The organism is Bartonella sp. OT172YNZD (genome assembly GCF_042193725.1).
Classification (GTDB): Bacteria; Pseudomonadota; Alphaproteobacteria; order Rhizobiales; family Rhizobiaceae; genus Bartonella; species Bartonella grahamii_A.
On record NZ_JBHILZ010000050.1, the window covers coordinates 1 to 1,975 of the forward strand.

Here is a 1,975-nt window from a genome sequence, read left to right on the forward strand (position 1 = left end):
AAAGCTGATTACCAGTGATCGCTTCCGTAGAACCTTCAGAAATATCTCCATCTAAAAGAGACTTCAGTTTGCTCTTGCTTCTTTTGTCTCCTTTGCCATGAAGTGCCACAAAAGCTGCGTCTTCATCACTCCATAACAACGCATTCTGCTCAATATTCTCAGAAATCTCATTATGAAGCTTCGTGAATGAACTGCTGACACCCGCAAAGGCTTCTGCAATATTTTTATAGCTCTCTTCTTCAGAAGTGCCATCATCATTGAACTTCGTAACTTTGAAAATAGGTGCTGTCCATTGGCCATCTTCATACTGAGCATCACCACCAAAATATGTCGCTAGCGTCCTATTCAAAGAATAAAGCTGCGATCCATTGATAGCATCCCTCGAGCCTTCTGAGATTGCTCCTGCATTGACACCAGAAAGTGTCCGCGCATCACCTCTACTGTTCGCAACCGTGATTGCTGTGCCCTCTTTCTCTCCACCAATCTTGATAACATTTGTATCTACATCTTGCTTAACAAGGCTATCGCCTACTACTTTATTAATCTCATTCTTAACTTCATTGTGAAGATTCGTGAAAGAAGTACCAACACCAGCAAAGGCAGCCGCTACAGTCTCATAGCTCTTCTCTTCAACCTTATTACCATCCGCACTGACAGTGGTAACCTTAAAGCTTGGAGCACTCCATTCTCCACCAGTATATCCAGCGCCTCCACCAAAATACTGAGCAACCATCTCTCCCATAGAATAAAGCTGTGAACCATTGATAGCATCGGTTGAATCTACTGTAATCTTGCCAGCCTGAAGAGACGTAATCTTGCTATCAACTTTTTCTTCACCTTCTCCATGCTGCGCTACAAAGGCTCCTTCTTTCTTGCTCCATAGCAACGCATCACCTTGAACTTCCTGCGTAATATTCGTTATTTGTTGAGTAAAGTCTTGGACTACATCCGTGAGGTGATGGTTCACATTCTTAATGTTTGTATCAAGTCCTTCAAAGGCGCTACCAACATCTTTAAACTCAGCATGCTTTGCCTCACCCTTTGCATCAACACTAGATAATTTATAGGTTGGGCCCATAAACGCACCTTCACTAAACTTCGCATCTCCACCCAAAAAGCTTGTGATATTTTGAGAGAGGATATTAATCTGGCTACCATTGATTACATCATGTGAACCTGCAGAAATAACTCCATCTTTCACATTATGAAGAGCTACTGGAGAAGAACCTTTCCCTTTTCCAAAAGTTACGCTCTCATAATTAGTGCCAACTCCAGCTTCATCTTTATCGTAAAGAACAACAGAAGAATCTTCAGACTGAATATCCTTAGAAAGATCCTTTAAGCTTTTTTCAAGCTGAGCTTTATTGACAGCCTCGTTGTCATTCTGCGCTTCCTTAACACCAGAAATGATCCGATCCTCATTATTCTTATTTTGAATATTAATGACAGTACCGCTCGTTTCTTTACCAATGGTAATAGCAGCAGCTTCCTGTCCTTGCTTAACAAGACTATCACTTATCATGGTGTTAATCTCATCATAAATGCTCTTGAATGAATGACCAACACTCGAAAAAGCATCCGCTACAGTCTTATAGGACTCATCAGTAATATCGCCATCAGAAGCGATTTGCTTAACCTTGAAATTAGGAGCTGTCCATTGACCATTCTCATAATGAGCTCCTCCACCTAAATATGTCGCAACACTGCTACCAAGGCTATAAAGCTGATTACCAGCTACAGCATCGCTTGAGCCAGCATTAATGTCTCCATTGGCAAGTGACGTTATCTTGCTGTTCGTTCTTCCTGTTCCATCTTTTCCATGCTGTGCTACAAAAGCCTTCTCCTGATCGCTCCAGTTCAAAGAATCTTGCGCAACACCTTCAGACACTTCCTTAATGCGTTGATTCACATTCTTAATGTTTGTATCAAGACCCTCAAAAGCCTCTCCTACATTCTTAAACTCTGTTGGGGTTAT

Annotated in this window: 1 pseudogene; it reads right to left on the bottom strand. The window is 41.6% G+C overall.

The annotated features are described in order from the left end of the window. Positions 1-1,975: pseudogene (locus ACFIJS_RS08855) on the bottom strand (hypothetical protein); the annotation flags it as partial.